The following is a 14,411-nucleotide window of genomic DNA, read 5'->3' as shown; positions in this document are numbered from 1 at the left end:
GATAAAAAACAGATGTCCTAAGTTCAGGACATCTGTTTTACTTTTTGATATTTTTCCTTACGAACATCGACAAAGCAAAAGGGACAATGCCAAACCAATGGGACATTCCATGATTTTTATCCTCTTTTCTATGACGGCGCTTTTCTTTTCGTTCTTTTTTCGTCAGATTAAAATACTCGACAAGCTGCTGCGTCAGATATTTAATATAAGCGTTTGTAGACATATAAAATCATCACCCTATGCAAAGTATGCCCGGTTTACGCTTCTTTTATTCCTTCTCTTTTCCCCTTAACACACGTAAACCTGTCGCTTTCCGTTTAAAAAGAGTGTTGATATTGCGTATTACACAGCCTGCTTTTCCAACCATTCTTTCACTTCCCCCGCTTCTTTATCGTATTGAATGATGACCCTGCCCTCACGGCCATTTTTAGTCGTGGAAGAAAACTCTATATAGACATAAGGACCTTCCTGCTTCATTAAGGAATACCGCACCACACCATTAGGATATGAAATTTCCCCCTCGATGATTTTTGGGATCTCTTCGCCCCACTCTGCCATCACATCCTTGATGGCTAGATGGACAAGATGGTCGGCTACAAGCGATTCTTCCACTTCTTTATAAAACTTTTTATCAATGATAAACTGATCGATCATTAGTATCGTGAACATGATGAAAACACTCGCTACAATCATGACCATCGGGAAAACGACTCCTTTTTGATTATTCATCGACTTTCGTAACATTCCTAAAGAAAGGATGGAATCTTCGACTGAAAATAGCCCCTGCTTTATCCGTAATATTTATAACAATGACACTGCCATCCTTCTCAACCCGGAATTCCGAAATGTTCTGCAAGATGACCTCATGCCCCATACCATTCACTCGTCTTCGGACCTTATCTTCATATTGTTCAAACGATGATAATTGTTCACCTGAAAGCAAATATAATTTATTTCCCATTACATCCTGAACTTTGGAACTCCGGACCTCCTGCTTCATTTGCATGGTAAAGACCTCCCACTCTTTAGGATGCAATTTATCAACGGACCCCATCTGGGTGTGAATGATTGAAAAAAGCTGTAGAACAAAAAGGGACGTCGTCATTAAAATCATTAAAGAAAAAAGCATTTCGATCATCGTAAAGCCATCATTTTTTCGCAGCATCACAAATGGATTCCAGATTACCCGATTCATCTTCATAACGTACACACCCTTCAATCATTCCCGGGAAATCCCCATGGGCCTTCCAAACCAATTCATAGGATCTTTTTTTGTAAATGATTTCCTGACCAACTGCTTGTATCTCCCCATCCATGAATGCCGTCAATCTTTCATATAATAAATGGTGGGCTTCTGTCCTTACGGCAATATCTTTCCGATGCGTAAATAACTCTTCAAGAATTGGTAAAATGGCAAGGACCAGGAATATACAAACGGAAAATGCGGCTATCAGCTCAAGGTAAACATAACCTTTACAATTTCTCAATCCTGAACCTCCCTTTACCGATATTGAGGACCAACTTGTACTTTCCCTTTGAGGTGTCAATCATAATCGTTCCGGCTTTTGAAGCGTTTCCATACTGATTAAAATGAAAGCTGAACCCCAAAGTGCCACTTGAAAACTGTATATCCTTTGGTATGCTTCTCTCCAGAACGATCCCCTCCTTATAAGACGAAACGGTATAAACCTTTTTGGTATTATCAATATGGAGGTAAATCAATCTCTCATGACTGATGGCATACTGTTGTGCATAGAAAAGATCTTCATGGAATTGAGAAAGAAATAACCTATTTTCCATTCCTTTAGTGAAGCTAGGATATAGATTAGGGCCGATGGAAATCAGGAGTACAAAAATTACGAGGACAATAAGGGTTTCAGTTAGTGTATACCCCCGATTGGAATGCCGTATATTCACTTCTCTCCTACTCAACGACCGTTATCTTTCCATTACTATCCAAACTAATATCATTCCCATTTGGACAGGATGTCTGCTTGAGATAGCCTTGACTTTCCAATTCACCGATACTTCCGGGCAGTTTTGCATTGTCGATCTCATAAGCCTGTACCTGTGCTTGGGCCATCTTCACGAATGCTTCACATCCTTTAGACTGGATCGTGGATTGGTTCTTCGTGATATTGGGGATTGTTATAATCAAAAGGATGGATATTACCAGTAAAACAATAAGCATTTCAATTAGTGTAAAACCACGTTCATTCATCACTTTCTTCAACATATCATCATGCTCCTGAAACCATCTGAATACCAGATGACCTTCGAGCATTTTCACCTCCAGAATACAAAAATAAAATCCTATATACCTTCGAGCAGTGAGAACATCGGCAGCAAAACCGCCAAATAAATGAACACGATCAAAAGACCTATAAGTGAAAACAAAAGAGGCTGGATGATTTTCAAGATTGCATTCATTCTCTCTTCAATTTTCTCCAGTATAAAACGACTGTAATGGAGTAGCTCCGCATCAAGTCTGCCGTATTTTTGACCATTTGCAGCGACCATCGGTAAATTCCCATCAAAATATGGGAGCTCCCGAAAAATGATTTCAAGTGATCTGCCCTCGATCAGATCATCCTTAATGATCGCGCATAGTTTTTGGTAAAAAGGCTGCTGTTGATTTATCGAGAATAATTTGATGCTATCGTTTATCGATAGCCCTCCCGAAAGTAAGCCACTGAATTGGCTAGCAAAAAAATAAGTTTCGTATAATTTGATGAAAGTCCCGAATATCGGAATTCCCATCAAAATCCTCCGCTGCCTTAATGGGCACAATCCGTTAAACCAAAATCGTTTGAGTACATACAAGAATAGGAGCAATCCGAGTAAAAGAAAGGGGAGTACAGGAAGAATGAATGTGAAGGCTGACATTAATCTTAAAAGTGTATGCTGATCGACATCCATCGTTAAATAGATTGTCTGGAATTTTGGAAGGAGGACACTCTGAAGAATATAAAAGACGATGCTTACAAAAAAGACTAAGAATATGGGATACACCATTAACTTTTTTACTTTATCCATATCCTCGGTTCTTTTCTTCCAATATCGCCCTCCTTCTTTCAATGCCCGTTCCAGGTCACCATATTGTTCTCCATAAAATATATAACTTACAAGCTGCGGATGAAAATTAAGATGGGTCAGCACCATGTGCAACGGGTAACCGTTCCTTAAATCGGCTTTAGCCTGAGTGAAGTCTTCCGCTTTCTTCTTTGATTCCTGAAACTCAAGAAAATGTAAAGCGTCCGCCAAAGGATAACCATGATTCAATAATTCACCTAGTTTCGAAATAAAGACCGCCTGCTCTTTTACCTTCCATTTACTTTTTGGTTTCATGGTATACCAGCCGTTCATATTCCTGAGAATCCACATAGCCCATCGCAACCGCTTTTCCGATTTCATCCTTCAATTGGCGGTAGCTGACCGTTGCCTTTCCTTTTTCATCTCCCATTATCCGGAGAACCTCAGCCAGGCTTTTTCCATATAGCAATTCATATACACTTGCCCTTTTATTCCTGGCAGTCATTTTGCAAGCTAAAGCACAGTCCCCTTTACAGGAAAGACATCGCAACTCAACCAGCCGCTGTGCTGTCACGCCAATCAAACTCTGTTCAACCTCAAGCAAGCTGACACCAAACTCCAGTAACCTGGTGATGGCGCCCTGGGCGTCCCTTGTATGCATGGTTGTAAGTATCAAATGACCGGTTAATGCGGCACGCACTGCAATTTTGGCAGTTTCTGCATCCCTGACTTCCCCAACCATGATCACGTCAGGGTCATGCCTCAGGACAGCTTTTAGACCGACAGAATACGTAATGCCCGCCTTTTCATTGATTTGGACCTGCAATACCTTTTGGGATACATTTTCAATGGGATCTTCAAGTGTAATAATATTTCGATTGATCATCTCATGGGCATGGTGAAGCAGGGAATATAGTGTTGTGGTTTTTCCACTGCCCGTCGGACCGGTAAATATGAGCATGCCATGGGAATGCTTCAGGAGTGCAATCAATTTTTGAACGGTGTTTGGAAATAAGGATAACTGTTCGAGAGGAAGGATATTCTGTTGGGGTATTAAGCGGATGACCAAACTTTCGAGATGGGCAGTGGGTAAAGTGGAAAGGCGGAGTCCGACCACCTGGTTAGCCAAATTGATGGTGATGGCACCACTTTGGGGCCTCCTTTTCTCCCCTATATCCATCGAGGCAAGGAACTTCAAATGAGCGATCAGCCTTTCAGCTTCAAAGAATGATAATGTTTCCTGGGGAACAAGCTTATTGTCTATCCTAAATTGGATGAGAGGTCCCTCTCTGCGAAAAAAAATGTGGATATCCGATGCCGATTCCTGTACTGCACTGGTTAGTATTTTTTCTGCGGTCTTTTCAATCGATATCAATTCATTCATCACCTCCTATGTTTCTTGTTGTATGGATTCGACAATCCACGACAAATTCCTGCTTCAGAATAAAAAAATTCCCGAAAAAACTTCGAGAATCATCTCACATGCTCATTTTCAAATCAATCCTATGGGAAATCAAATTCCTTAATGCGTCTACATTATGACCAATCACCAGTTTTTCCCCGTCTATGAGGATGGGCCTTCTTATTAACTTCGGTTCTTTTGTTAATAATTGGATGGCATCAGAAAGCATCATTTCGCCAATATTAACATGTAAGTCTTTGTAAGCTTCACTTCTTGTTGCCAGGACTTCATCAAGTCCTTCCGATGTCAATTCAAGAATTCTTCTTAACTCTGCTACAGTTGGAGTCTCTCTGAATATATGCCGCTCATCGAAGGAAACTTGATTGGCCCTTAACCATTTTTTTGTTTTGCGGCAAGATGTACAACTTGGATACGAAAAGAAAGTTAACTGTGCCATACTAATCACTCTCCGTTCACATTTTGTATACATTATTAACCTATATAATTATTGTATAATATTTGTATAATCAATGTATAGATATTTGCTTTGTAAAACGGTTTCAATTGTGAACTTTTTTTAAACTAAAGGGAGTTTGCCCTTTCTCTTATTCCATTTTTTTCTGCCTGCATTATAATGAACATAGGAAAACTATGGAATAGCAGGAGGGTGTAATGGAACAAACGTTAAAAATAACAAACGTGTTAGCTGATCCCACCAGATATTATATATATCAGCATATTGTGAACAACCATGGTGATGTATCGGTACAGCAAATCGCCGATTCATTTAACATCCATCCAAATGTTGCCCGTCTCCATTTGTCAAAACTTGAGGATATCGATATGTTGACCTCGGATGCCCGAAAGACCGGGAAAGGCGGTCGCCCCAGCAGACTTTATCGATTATCCGATAAAATCATTCAGCTTCATTTTCCATATAGGGACTATCAGCTGCTTTCAAGGATTGCCATCCAGACGATGATGACATTAGGGGAACAAGGAAAACAGGCTCTTTATGAAACGGGGAAAGTATTCGGGGAGGAATTGATCAATCAGCAACTAGCCCTGAAATCGACGACGATCGATCGACTTGCTTTTGCGGAAAAAGTCAACATGCTTAAAAAGGCGGCTACCATCGCAGGGTTATCTCCTGATATTCAAGCAAGCGAAGAAGAAAACAAAATATACTTCCATATCTTCAATTGCCCGTTTAAGGAAGTTACTGAAGTGGAGCCAGGAACAATCTGCTCCATGCATAATTCACTTTTAAAAGGTATGTTCGAAGCCTTGTTTGAGAATGTCAATCTTGTGGAATTAGAAAATATGATGTCCAATTGTGCAACATGCTCTTACCAGGCTTCGGTTCTCACATAGAAACAAAAGGCATCCTTTACATTACCTTACAATTTCATTTATAATTATTTAGAATGTACACGACTAGACATAAGGAGGGATTCGGGTGGAACGCATGTTCAGAGTATGTGGATTTTGGACAGGAATTATGGCAATTTTCTTTTATCTTGGCCATATGCATCAAACGTCTTTGCTTTTCTTTGCACAAACGATCTTTTTTGTACTTTTAAGTTATTTGAAATTATCTGAGCGCATGTATATTTATGTTTTCGGCGCCTATCTTACCGTCTTCTTTGCAGGATTTTCCTACTGGAGCGTATTTATGATGACTCCGGGTACTGCGCATTAAGAACAAGCAATATTACATAACCCATGAATTTTGCATTCATGGGTTTTTACTTGTCACCATTCAGGAAATATTCTTACACCTTCCGCTAAATCCTTCGATTGAAGCAACACTTTGAAATGTTCACTAAATCCTCCTGGAACGATTAGCCCCCGAATTGCACGATTACGCTTTGCCGTTTTCGAAAATGGATCAGTTCCTTGATGGTCCTTCAATTCCTCGAGTATCCCTGCTTTAAGCAAAAATTCATTTTGAAGAAAAAGCCCCTGATTGGAAAGGTCCTTTCTTTTTCCAATATCTATTAATGTGTCAAAATGGATATGTGTCGTCAAATCCATATCACCAGGATACATAAGTGCATCTTTAATCATTTGATGCTGATAATAGCCCCTCAAGCTCCCTTGAAGATGAGCTGGCTCCTTCCATTCCCTATCGGTATAGCCATAATCAATTGTAAGGAGAATACCCGATTCGATACAGGAAACGATCTTCTCATATTCACGGACCATTTTTAATGGAACTTCGTATCGTTGTTTTTCATTTAAGGTGATAGTTCGTTCTGTAAGGTAAGATAGAATGTCAGGGTTGTCCAAAGGTTCCCTCTCTTCTACCAAATCGCCTTCCTTTTCAGTGACGAATACTTCTACCAGGGCTCCCTTATACTTTTCAATGACATGTACTGGCAACGCGTCGAAAAGTTCATTTGAAAAGACGATTCCATTTACATTCGTCCATTTTTCTAAACTGGCAGCAGAAACTGCCTGTTTGAACATCCCTATACGCTCTTGCTGAATCTTTCTATGAAATGGACTGCCATCCACAAGGATATAAGTCAGAGAGTCCCATATCTGCGGTTCCATTTCTTTTATGAAAACGAGGATGTCATATGCCAGCTTACCGTCCCCTGCGCCGACCTCGATGATTCTTGGTGAAACTCCGCACCTTTTTATCAAATAAACGAACCATCTGGCCAGTGATCTCCCAAATGCATCACCAACATTGCCAGACGTATAAAAATCCCCTCTTGAGCCAATCTTCTCTTTTGCGCGTGCATAGTAACCTATATTTGGCGTATATAAAACAGCATCCATATAGTCATGAAAGGAGATTCTTTTTTGGGGGCTTCCTGCTATCAATTCCTTCAAGTGATTTTTCAACACAATAGCCTCCGTCTCCATGATCTTCCATCATATTGAAAATTAAACGATCCCTTTTCTTTATAAAGCTAGGTGCGCTGACATGAATAAGTTTTTTTATCGACAATCATACTCAAAATCCAATTTTAAAGTTCACAAAATGTTCAATTTTTTATCTCGCAGTCATAATAGTGCATCATTACAAAATGTATGTTTCCAACAAATATTTAAATATTCAACTTACTTCAGAGCAGAATCAGAAAAGTCATGCACACTAGGGAAGACCTTTTTTTATATTCAGTATAGTTCCGGAAATGACCCATTTCAATATTTTTACATAATTAAGAACTTAAAAACAGGTGCCATATGGCACCTGCAAAAGTCATTATCTCAAAAAGGGATTGGTATTCTTTTCATCCAGAATGGTCGTGACAGGCCCATGACCAGGAAAAACGATAGCATCATCAGAAAGTGTCAGCAGCTTCGTTTCAATGCTATTTAACAGCACTGCCTCGCTTCCCCCTATTAAATCGGTTCTGCCAACGCTTCCTTGGAACAAGACGTCCCCTGAAAAGAGAAGACGTTGCTCCTTCGCATAATACGAAACGCTCCCTGGTGAGTGTCCGGGGGTTTCGAATACTTCGAAAGTGAATCCTCCAATAGTAAGTTCTTGCTCATATGCCAGGATGTGATCGGCAGGCTTCATGCGCATTGGATTTTCTGGGAACCAGTTTTGGGAACCATTCAATGCGGGATCAAGAAGCCACTTTGCCTCTTTTTCATGAATATATGCAGGTATCCCATAATGATCCCGAATAGCATCAAGAGCACCGATATGGTCAAAATGCGCATGTGTCAATAAAATCGCCAAAGGCTTTAATTTTTTTGTTTGTATGTACTGAATGATTTTCTGAGGCTCTTCACCCGGATCGAAAATGATGCAATCCTGTCCATCGGAAACTACATAACAATTCGTTTGCAGAGGGCCTAGAGGAATTTGTGTCCATTTCATTTCCATCAACTCCAATATGATTTTCTATCTTCATCTTACACTAATTCAAGCGCCAATGTTAATCCAGTTTACTCAAGTCATAGAAGTGTCACCTTTTAAACCTCGACAAATAATTGAAAAAATAATAAGATATTAACAAATGCAATCTTTTCTACATATTTTTGGTAGTTGCTTTATTCTCTGGGTATATTATTAGGGATTAGGTATCCATTACGAAAAAAGGGGGTTTTGACATGATATTAATGGTTGTTTTCGGACTTGTGGCTATTTTAGGAGTAGCAGCTGTGTTTACCTCATTAAAAAAGAGAAACTTCTTAGGATTCATTTTTGCAGCCGGCAGTGCAGTCGTGTTTGGCTGGTTCACTGTCATGACTGTCATCAACAGCGGTTTTCCGGTTGCCCACTGAAGAAAAAAGCTCGCCATCCGGCGAGCTTTTGTTTTAGGTCATCATGTTTGTTTGAACAATCTTTGTATTTGATGGGTTTTCATATCAATGATTTTCTCAAATTGATATCCATATAAGCAGAAGTTGCCATCAAGCGCACAGCTTAATGGTTCATTTTCCATGTCCTTCATCAATTCTTCTTGTGTGCCTTTTTCCCAATTAAATTTAGTTAAGGTAAACCTTCCCTCATATTGGTCCACATCTTTTGATTCATTTGGAATAAACGTTATGAATTCCTTGTTTTTTTCAATGAAATCATAGGATGGAATCACCCAATCTGAAAAGCTTTTCAATAGTGGCACGGAAAAAGAGTGGATCGGCTTGTTTGTTTGATCATAAAATGCATATGTACCGCGATCTTGTTTTTCTGTCTCCACTTGAATTGTCATCAGCGCTTGTTTCATTTTTTTAAAGTGAATGACATCGAGCATCAGGCTGTCAGCTCCATCCTCATTCAGCGCTTTTTTTTCTAGGGGAGCCGTCAAAGCAGGTTCTTCCCTGTCCCAATCGAGAAACATCAATTCATTTTCACTTGCCCATTGAGCAAAGGGCTGCGGAAAGTCCAATGTTTCCATTGTTTGTTCATCTGGGTTCAACATATAACTGTTGTACGTCCAATCTTCATAAAAACTCGATAAAAACAACCGGCCATCTTTATATGAATTCCACTCATAAGCTAATTCATAGGCTGGTATCGCCACGGAATACAGTGGATTTCCCGTTTTATCAAGTATTGTGATTGATGCTTTACCCGAAGAGGTGAAGGACGATAACAAAATATGCGTACCAGACGGACTGATCGATACTTCAGAAAACGCAAAAGCCGGCTGATAGAAGACGGAAGTAACATTCGTTTCCAAATTCCATGCCATCAACTGGGATAATTCATTACCATCCCGCTTCACAGAATATAAAATGGTTTTAGAATCCAGCCATCCAAAAATGGCTTCGATTTTTTCCGTTTCTGAAGTCGGGACCTTTAAATTGCTTACTGAAGTTTCCAGGTTAGATTGGGAGTGTTCTTTTTCCGTATCATTTACGGGTTTACTAAGGTCCTTGGAAGGCTCACAAGCCGAGATAAGAAGGATAGTGGAGATAAATAATGGGACGAAACACAACAACTTACAAATGGAAAGCCGCATACAAAGTGCCGCTTTGGATACTTTAATCTCCACACACCTCCCACTTCAAAACTAAAACGCCTGGCATATGTGAGCAAGACATTAGAAAGAGAGTAAGGATTAACCAATCGAGTCCTTACTGTCTTTCATTATAAAGTAAAAAAGAGAAAATGTGGCGGATAATGTTCTTATATTTTTTTGGAAGTATATTCCTTAGGGGGATGCATCACATATATAGGCCTGCCATCAAAATCTTGACAGAATCTTCATATATACCAGGCAAATGGGATAGCGGAAGCGGATTGATGCCTTTTCCCAGTTCGATTGTGAATCCGCCGCGTTTGAATTCCTGAATGAACCAATCTTTATACCCAGCATGGCTGTCAACGTATTGTACGGCCCGATATCCGCTGCGCTCCTCAAACTCCCTCGCAACATTCGCTGCATGTTCAGGTTCATGTCCCTCATATCCCCAATAGAATTCTTTTCCCTGGGTGTGAAGTGCAAGCACTCTTTCAAAATTCCGTCTTATTGCCAGCTCCTTCATGGCCAATGCTTCTGGTTCCGATAACGCGGTCTCTCCTGGAAAATCTCTCGGGGCAGGGGCTTTAGGAATCTTTCTACGCTTTTCAATCTCCCAATTGGCAGGATATTGATTATTCAGGTCTACACCGCGGATATTGGCTTTCCAAGCATAAAAGGCAGGATTACCATTATTTATTTTTAAAACATCAACCTTCCCCTCTGCTGCCTCCTCCCCCTTCAGGACTAGCTCGACTCCATCCGGATTCACCATTGGAACCATCGAAATGGTCATATCCCGATAGAAGGGCATACAATCCATTCCGCATAGTGTACGATCATTCGTTACTGCCAGCAGAAAATCATTCAGCCATTTCATCAAAACCGCCGAAGTGATCCATTCATTAGCATGGAATGAACCGTTATAATGTATGATTTTTTCACCTTGACCGATTCTTGCCTCAAGGAGTTCTTTTCCCAACACACTCCTCCCGATCGATTCAACCTTAATAAAGGGATAATGAAAAGATAGAATATCAAGATCGTCAAGAAGTGATTGATATTCATAGGGCTTGTCGGTGACAATCATCGGGTTCATCACCCGGACGGGTACGGAAAAAGGTCTTTGTCCATCTTGATTCAACAATAATATCCCATCGATGGGCAGGTGATATTGTAAAGCGATTTCGTTAAAATCGATATCTAACCGGGACTCTTCCTGAACAATGTATCCAGGTATCTGTACTTCCATGCCATTTAGCAAAACCCCGCCAGTAATGGCGGGATTGGCATCCTCAATCAAAACCCGGGGAATTTGGAACAATTGACTGTAATATGCCAAATCATCCCCGCTTCTGCTCACAACTTTCATTCTGCTCCGCCCCTTTCATTGTTTTATCTTTATGAAGGGAAAGACTGAAAGATGTGCAGGAAGTCTCACGTGTTTCATAATTGTAATGGTACTGTACTGATTTTCCTGAAATAAACAAAAAAACCTGGATTGCGCCAGGTTTCTTTTTCAGCGTTGCTCATAAAATCGGAGCAAATCCCCGTAAATGATTTTATCGGAGTAATCAAGCTCCTGCTTTGCCTTTTCCAAAAACTTCTCACATGAATCCTTTTCAGTCGCCACTCCAGTCTTTTTATCATAGCAGGTATCCCTCGTATAGAGATAATCCTTCGTGATGAAACTGCTATCGCGAAGAACGGTGAATTCTAATTTCTCCTCAGAAAATAGATCTTTGCCGAATTCGATATAATCATCATTTTCAATTCCCAATAAATGAAGGAGAGTCGGCCTTACATCAATTTGGCCGGAAACGGTGGAAATCGTTTTTCCCTCCTGCCCGGGGACATGCATGATGAGCGGGACACGCTGAAGTTGGATGGATTCGAAAGGCGTGATTTCCTTCCCAAGGAACTGGCTCATGGCAGAGTTGTGATTTTCCGAAATTCCATAATGGTCTCCATATAGTACAATAATGGAATCCTCGTATAATCCATTACGTTTCAAGTCGCCGATAAACCGTTCCAAGGCTTCATCCGTATAACGTACGGTCGGAAAATACTGATTCAATGTTTTGGAATTCGAAGCGTATGGTTCCAATGTACGGTCTTCTTCATTCAATGTGAATGGAAAATGATTGGTTAACGTTATGAACTTGGCATAAAAAGGCTCATGCATCCTCTTCAAGTGAGAGATTGATTGCTTGAAGAACGATTTATCATTCAAACCCCAATTGATGGAATTCCCTTCAGAAATTTTGTATTCATCACTATCATAAAACCGTTGGTACCCAAGAGAATCGTACATGATGTCACGATTCCAAAAGCTCTTATTATTGGCATGCAAGGAAGCCGTATAGTAACCTTTTTCCGTTAAGATTTCGGGGGTGGCTTTGTATTCATTTTGGGCATGAGTGAAAAATACTGCACCTCTACCTAAAGGATAGAGGGAATTCTCAATAATGAATTCTGAATCGGATGTTTTCCCCTGGCCAGTTTGGTGATAAAAGTTATTGAAATAATAGCTCTCTTTAATGAATTGGTTCAGAAAAGGAGTGATTTCCTCACCGTTGACAGTTTTATTGATGACAAAGCTTTGAGTGGATTCCAATGATACAAGTATCACATTTTTGCCTTTTGCCAGACCATAAAGATCATCATTTACCTCTTTTTGATTGGCACGGACATAATTTTCAATTTCCGACAATTCACTGCCATCCGCAAGGGCACGTTGAGCTGATGATTTCGTCTGTAATATTGCATCATAGAGGTGATAATGGTACGTACCGATATTCTTAACGAGGATTTCACGGTCAAACGTTCTTGTCAGGAGTTCAGGGCGCGCCGCTTCAGCTAAAGCTAAGTTAAAAAATGTCACTCCTAAAGCCATTAACATAAAGAATTTACGGTCCTGGGGATTGTATCGACATTCATGGAATGTTTTTGGTTTGTATTTCAGCAGAAGCATCAAGAACAGGATATCGGCAAAATACAAGAGGTCACTCGGATTGATCAATTCATGTACACTGCTTCCAAGGTCGTTCATATTGCTCGTTTGAAAAAGAACGGGAATGGTTAAAAAATCATTGAAAAAGCGAAAAAAAACAAGGTTGGCAAAGAGGACGAAGGTGATGAGAAAACTCATGGTCAATAAGTATGCCGTCCTTCTATTTTCTTTTAAAAATATATTCACGCCAAGAGTAAGTAAAAGGAAACCGACAGGATTGATGAATAGTATGAACTCCTGGAGCCAATTATCAATGCCTATCTCAAAACTTGTTTTATAAGCAATATATGTTTTAAGCCAAAGTGAAAATAATACGGCCCAAAACAATGAATATCCCTGTTTTTTGACGACCCTTTTCAATCCTGGTCCCTCCTCATCGAAGAAGCGCTGGAGCCAGGGTCCAGAGCGCCTCAATCATGGGTCATGGTTTTCCCCCCTTTATGCAAAAGCAGGAACGGTTGCCCCCACCCCTCAAAAACAGGGAACTTTTTTGAAGATTCCATCTTTTTTTCTTATAACCCTGTTTGCCACAGGGCAGCAACGGGTCAATCAAGTATTCAGTTGGCTTTTAATGAGCCAGGCTGCACCTATTACCCCTGCATCATTGCCTAGTGTGGCCAGGCTGATTTTCGTTGATTTACTAACCCGTTTGAATGCATACCTTCCGAAGGCAGAACGGACAGGTTCAAGCAAAATGTCTCCCGCTTGTGAAACGCCCCCACCAATGACGATTTTATCTGGATTCATGACATTCCCAACATGTGATAGTGCCAGCCCCAAGTAATTCCCTACCTTATCCACCACAGCTTTGGACAAAGGGTCACCTGCTGCAGCGCATTGGAATAACAGTTTGGATGTAACCGCGTTTCCCTCATCGACTTTCTGCTGAAGCATTGACTTATCATCTGAGGCATTCAAGGCTTCTAAAGCCGTACGGACGATTCCCGTGGCTGAAGCAACCGTTTCCAAACAACCGGTCTTGCCGCAATTGCATGGTGCCCCTCCGTCCGTTACGACCGTTATATGCCCTATTTCTCCAGCAGCCCCACTGGTACCATGGACGATTTGACCATTATGGATGATCCCGCCGCCTACACCCGTTCCCAGAGTGACACAAACGAGGTCTTTGGCACCATTACCGGCACCTTTCCACATTTCTCCCAAAGCTGCCATATTGGCATCATTATCGATCACAGCTGGAAGAGATGTCTCCACCTCCAATAAATCTTTTAAAGGATAGTCCTTCCAGCCTAGATTGACGGCTTCATATATGGAACCGTTAACAAATTTCACAGGGCCGGGAGCACCCATCCCTATCCCTACTATCTTACTCTTCGGTTCATTAAGTTCCATGAGCTTCGCATCAATTGCTTTGGCTATGTTAATCGTAATGAATTTTCCCTTTTCGGAGATGTCCGTGCTGATTTCCCATTTATGAATAATCTCTCCGTATAAATTGATCAGAGCCAGTTTGGTAGTTGTACCGCCTAAATCCACACCCATCAGCCACTTTTCCATCATTCTCACC

The 14,411-nt window shown here is 40.7% G+C and carries 18 protein-coding genes; 3 read left to right on the top strand and 15 right to left on the bottom strand.

All coding sequences use genetic code 11. The features are described from left to right. Positions 1 to 37: 37 nt before the first annotated feature. From QFZ73_RS20665 to QFZ73_RS20625, 9 genes are all read right to left on the bottom strand, one after another. Entirely contained in the window at positions 38 to 223 is a 186-nt protein-coding gene (locus tag QFZ73_RS20665) for a YqzE family protein (protein ID WP_063233067.1), read from the bottom strand. 119 nt (positions 224 to 342) lie between these two features. After that, entirely contained in the window at positions 343 to 729 is a 387-nt protein-coding gene (comGG, locus tag QFZ73_RS20660) for a competence type IV pilus minor pilin ComGG (RefSeq protein ID WP_307270141.1), read from the bottom strand. After that, positions 722 to 1,201 carry a competence type IV pilus minor pilin ComGF gene (gene comGF / locus QFZ73_RS20655; RefSeq protein ID WP_251430946.1) on the bottom strand — a complete coding sequence of 160 codons (480 nt, stop codon included), beginning with the start codon at positions 1,199 to 1,201 and terminating at the stop codon, positions 722 to 724. The genes comGG and comGF overlap by 8 nt, the downstream gene beginning before the upstream one ends. Next, positions 1,149 to 1,487 (bottom strand): hypothetical protein, encoded by a 339-nt coding sequence (locus QFZ73_RS20650; protein WP_251430942.1) that lies wholly within the window; start codon positions 1,485 to 1,487, stop codon positions 1,149 to 1,151. The genes comGF and QFZ73_RS20650 overlap by 53 nt, the downstream gene beginning before the upstream one ends. After that, positions 1,474 to 1,917: a competence type IV pilus minor pilin ComGD gene (gene comGD / locus QFZ73_RS20645; RefSeq protein WP_251430939.1), complete on the bottom strand. Its 444-nt coding sequence runs from the start codon at positions 1,915 to 1,917 to the stop codon at positions 1,474 to 1,476. The genes QFZ73_RS20650 and comGD overlap by 14 nt, the downstream gene beginning before the upstream one ends. A 7-nt stretch (positions 1,918 to 1,924) precedes the next feature. Continuing rightward, positions 1,925 to 2,284 carry a competence type IV pilus major pilin ComGC gene (gene comGC / locus QFZ73_RS20640; protein ID WP_373458959.1) on the bottom strand — a complete coding sequence of 120 codons (360 nt, stop codon included), beginning with the start codon at positions 2,282 to 2,284 and terminating at the stop codon, positions 1,925 to 1,927. Positions 2,285 to 2,313: 29 nt separating this feature from the next. Further along, complete coding sequence (comGB, locus tag QFZ73_RS20635; RefSeq protein WP_307270131.1) at positions 2,314 to 3,348, bottom strand: competence type IV pilus assembly protein ComGB; 1,035 nt, start codon at positions 3,346 to 3,348, stop codon at positions 2,314 to 2,316. Continuing rightward, positions 3,332 to 4,417, bottom strand: coding sequence for a competence type IV pilus ATPase ComGA (gene comGA / locus QFZ73_RS20630; protein ID WP_373458958.1), 1,086 nt, complete (start codon positions 4,415 to 4,417; stop codon positions 3,332 to 3,334). Before comGA ends, comGB begins: the two co-directional genes overlap by 17 nt. Positions 4,418 to 4,511: 94 nt before the next feature. Beyond that, complete coding sequence (locus QFZ73_RS20625; RefSeq protein ID WP_251430933.1) at positions 4,512 to 4,892, bottom strand: Spx/MgsR family RNA polymerase-binding regulatory protein; 381 nt, start codon at positions 4,890 to 4,892, stop codon at positions 4,512 to 4,514. 215 nt (positions 4,893 to 5,107) lie between these two features. Here QFZ73_RS20625 and QFZ73_RS20620 point away from each other — a divergent pair, with 215 nt between their 5' ends. Further along, on the top strand, positions 5,108 to 5,809 hold the full coding sequence (locus QFZ73_RS20620; RefSeq protein WP_251430930.1) for a helix-turn-helix transcriptional regulator: 702 nt from the start codon (positions 5,108 to 5,110) through the stop codon (positions 5,807 to 5,809). An 85-nt stretch (positions 5,810 to 5,894) separates the two neighbouring features. Further along, on the top strand, positions 5,895 to 6,137 hold the full coding sequence (locus QFZ73_RS20615; protein WP_076365317.1) for a DUF2626 domain-containing protein: 243 nt from the start codon (positions 5,895 to 5,897) through the stop codon (positions 6,135 to 6,137). Positions 6,138 to 6,190: 53 nt separating this feature from the next. Here the strand turns inward: QFZ73_RS20615 and QFZ73_RS20610 are convergent, their stop codons facing one another. Together QFZ73_RS20610 and QFZ73_RS20605 are read right to left on the bottom strand one after the other, a co-directional pair. Next, positions 6,191 to 7,291 (bottom strand): class I SAM-dependent methyltransferase, encoded by a 1,101-nt coding sequence (locus tag QFZ73_RS20610; RefSeq protein ID WP_307270117.1) that lies wholly within the window; start codon positions 7,289 to 7,291, stop codon positions 6,191 to 6,193. 364 nt (positions 7,292 to 7,655) lie between these two features. Next, positions 7,656 to 8,282 (bottom strand): MBL fold metallo-hydrolase, encoded by a 627-nt coding sequence (locus QFZ73_RS20605; RefSeq protein ID WP_251430925.1) that lies wholly within the window; start codon positions 8,280 to 8,282, stop codon positions 7,656 to 7,658. A gap of 233 nt (positions 8,283 to 8,515) precedes the next feature. Here QFZ73_RS20605 and QFZ73_RS20600 point away from each other — a divergent pair, with 233 nt between their 5' ends. Continuing rightward, the gene (locus QFZ73_RS20600; protein ID WP_034308396.1) at positions 8,516 to 8,689 is read left to right on the top strand and encodes a DUF2759 domain-containing protein; all 174 of its coding nucleotides are present in this window, start codon (positions 8,516 to 8,518) and stop codon (positions 8,687 to 8,689) included. A gap of 41 nt (positions 8,690 to 8,730) precedes the next feature. Here the strand turns inward: QFZ73_RS20600 and QFZ73_RS20595 are convergent, their stop codons facing one another. The 4 genes from QFZ73_RS20595 to QFZ73_RS20580 form a co-directional block, all read right to left on the bottom strand. Continuing rightward, positions 8,731 to 9,903, bottom strand: coding sequence for a YqgU-like beta propeller domain-containing protein (locus QFZ73_RS20595; protein ID WP_307270104.1), 1,173 nt, complete (start codon positions 9,901 to 9,903; stop codon positions 8,731 to 8,733). 172 nt (positions 9,904 to 10,075) lie between these two features. Beyond that, entirely contained in the window at positions 10,076 to 11,242 is a 1,167-nt protein-coding gene (locus QFZ73_RS20590; RefSeq protein ID WP_307270101.1) for a M14 family metallopeptidase, read from the bottom strand. A gap of 147 nt (positions 11,243 to 11,389) precedes the next feature. Beyond that, positions 11,390 to 13,243, bottom strand: a complete 1,854-nt coding sequence (locus QFZ73_RS20585) for an LTA synthase family protein (protein ID WP_307270098.1) — start codon at positions 13,241 to 13,243, stop codon at positions 11,390 to 11,392. Between the two features lie 189 nt (positions 13,244 to 13,432). Continuing rightward, complete coding sequence (locus tag QFZ73_RS20580) at positions 13,433 to 14,404, bottom strand: ROK family glucokinase (RefSeq protein WP_307270095.1); 972 nt, start codon at positions 14,402 to 14,404, stop codon at positions 13,433 to 13,435. Between the last annotated feature and the right edge of the window lie 7 nt (positions 14,405 to 14,411).

The sequence above is a fragment of the Peribacillus sp. V2I11 genome, from assembly GCF_030817135.1.
Lineage (GTDB): Bacteria > Bacillota > Bacilli > Bacillales > DSM-1321 > Peribacillus > Peribacillus simplex.
This window is presented reverse-complemented; position numbering and strand designations above follow the sequence as displayed.

What these genes read in the sequence shown, in the direction of transcription:
- comGG (WP_307270141.1), bottom strand. Translation starts at nt 729, where the DNA reads ATGAATAATCAAAAAGGAGTCGTTTTCCCGATGGTCATGATTGTAGCG.
- QFZ73_RS20605 (WP_251430925.1), bottom strand. Translation starts at nt 8,282, where the DNA reads ATGAAATGGACACAAATTCCTCTAGGCCCTCTGCAAACGAATTGTTAT.
- comGC (WP_373458959.1), bottom strand. Translation starts at nt 2,284, where the DNA reads ATGCTCGAAGGTCATCTGGTATTCAGATGGTTTCAGGAGCATGATGAT.
- comGA (WP_373458958.1), bottom strand. Translation starts at nt 4,417, where the DNA reads ATGAATGAATTGATATCGATTGAAAAGACCGCAGAAAAAATACTAACC.
- QFZ73_RS20590 (WP_307270101.1), bottom strand. Translation starts at nt 11,242, where the DNA reads ATGAAAGTTGTGAGCAGAAGCGGGGATGATTTGGCATATTACAGTCAA.
- QFZ73_RS20620 (WP_251430930.1), top strand. Translation starts at nt 5,108, where the DNA reads ATGGAACAAACGTTAAAAATAACAAACGTGTTAGCTGATCCCACCAGA.
- comGF (WP_251430946.1), bottom strand. Translation starts at nt 1,201, where the DNA reads ATGAAGATGAATCGGGTAATCTGGAATCCATTTGTGATGCTGCGAAAA.
- QFZ73_RS20600 (WP_034308396.1), top strand. Translation starts at nt 8,516, where the DNA reads ATGATATTAATGGTTGTTTTCGGACTTGTGGCTATTTTAGGAGTAGCA.
- QFZ73_RS20625 (WP_251430933.1), bottom strand. Translation starts at nt 4,892, where the DNA reads ATGGCACAGTTAACTTTCTTTTCGTATCCAAGTTGTACATCTTGCCGC.
- QFZ73_RS20665 (WP_063233067.1), bottom strand. Translation starts at nt 223, where the DNA reads ATGTCTACAAACGCTTATATTAAATATCTGACGCAGCAGCTTGTCGAG.
- comGB (WP_307270131.1), bottom strand. Translation starts at nt 3,348, where the DNA reads ATGAAACCAAAAAGTAAATGGAAGGTAAAAGAGCAGGCGGTCTTTATT.
- QFZ73_RS20580 (WP_307270095.1), bottom strand. Translation starts at nt 14,404, where the DNA reads ATGATGGAAAAGTGGCTGATGGGTGTGGATTTAGGCGGTACAACTACC.